This window comes from Haloarcula sp. Atlit-47R (assembly GCF_003665985.1).
Taxonomy (GTDB): Archaea; Halobacteriota; Halobacteria; order Halobacteriales; family Haloarculaceae; genus Haloarcula; species Haloarcula taiwanensis.
This window is the reverse complement of record NZ_QPLQ01000024.1, coordinates 1-654: the sequence shown is the minus strand read 5'-3', so window position 1 is coordinate 654 and position 654 is coordinate 1. Positions and strand designations below refer to the sequence as shown.

At 49.5% G+C, this 654-nt stretch carries 1 pseudogene; it reads left to right on the top strand.

Annotated elements, in window-relative coordinates:
- A pseudogene (locus DVK00_RS20665) lies at positions 1-265 on the top strand (hypothetical protein); the annotation flags it as partial.
- Positions 266-654 lie beyond the last annotated feature (389 nt).

Here is a 654-nt window from a genome sequence, read left to right as displayed (position 1 = left end):
AGAATCCGACCTCGACATACTCGCGAGCAATATGCCCGATGAGTATGACGAGTTTGTAGAGACTGTTCGTGAACACTCGCTGGAGACTGGCCGCGAGTGGCGTGGTGGATTGAAACCCCTGAACGACGAGATGGTTCGACAGGCTGTCACCGCTCGTGCTGCGTCTGAGAGTGGTGTTGATGCTGATGAGGTGGATGCGGTCCTCGATGCGGTCATTGAGACGCTTGCACAGTTCAACGCGAAAGATGGCGATGGATCTGAGTAATAGGGATACCCGCTGAGATTACGACTGTTTTCACCGATAAGACTGCCCGAGGAGTTTTTTGCTGCTCTGTTGAATAGTTGTGTCTTCGTAGGGCAAATCATCTGTTGAATAGCCGAGGCGAGTGATCGTCGGCTTGGATTAGTTTCATTCCTGCTCAAGAGCGCTATTCAACACAGCACTTTGAGCAGGTTTGAGAGTAGCATAGATCACTAACTTTTCGTCCTGCTCGTGCCTTATCTAGACAGTGCCATTAACTCTATAATGTCCCAATCATAAACATGTAATGTGGCACGAAAGAACGAAAAAGTGACACGAAGGAAAGCCCTCCAAATGATTGGCGCTGCTGGTTTCACATCTGGTATAGTTGGCACCGCTAGTGCCGAAGAACC